The organism is Luteimonas suaedae (assembly GCF_008312895.1).
Classification (GTDB): Bacteria; Pseudomonadota; Gammaproteobacteria; order Xanthomonadales; family Xanthomonadaceae; genus Luteimonas; species Luteimonas suaedae.
The window spans coordinates 1-631 of record NZ_VSSP01000045.1 but is presented as its reverse complement, the minus strand read 5'-3'; the positions used below and the strand labels follow the sequence as shown (position 1 = coordinate 631).

Here is a 631-nt window from a genome sequence, read left to right as displayed (position 1 = left end):
TGGCGCGCCGGCGGCACCTTGTATATGGACCTGCGCCGTCGCTACAAGCGCCGCAAACGCCATTACGGCCCGGATCGCCGCGGCCGCCTGCGGGGCAAGCGGATGATCGAAGAACGTCCTGCCGAGATCGAAGATCGCCAGGTCCAAGGTCACTGGGAGATCGACACGGTCATCGGTGCCTCTTGGGAGAAGCCGTGCATCGTCACGTTGGTGGAGCGGGCCAGCGGCTATCTGCTCATCGGCAAACTTCCCAATCGGACCACCAAGGCATTGAACCGGCGAACCATTGCCTTGATCGAACGCGCCGGCGTTCCCTTCACCACCATCACCTCGGACAACGGCACCGAGTTCCATGGCTACGCGCACATCGAGGCCGCCACCGGCGCCACCGTTTACTTCGCCAGGCCACATCATCCATGGCAACGCGGCAGCAACGAGAACACCAATGGACTGATCCGGCAGTACCTGCCGAAAGGCCGCAGCATGCGCCTGCTCACTCAACGGCAGTGCGATGCCATTGCCGAGAAACTTAACACCCGACCGAGGAAGCGATATGAATATCAGACCCCGCGACAACGCCTACTCGGCTACTGAGGGCTGTCGCACTTGGTGGTTGAATTCACCGCTCACC

General features: G+C 61.8%; 1 protein-coding gene. It reads left to right on the top strand.

The annotated features are described in order from the left end of the window. Nucleotides 1–594 (top strand): IS30 family transposase (locus FXO19_RS19025; protein WP_149196686.1); only part of this gene is annotated, 594 nt, incomplete at its 5' end. Nucleotides 595–631 lie beyond the last annotated feature (37 nt).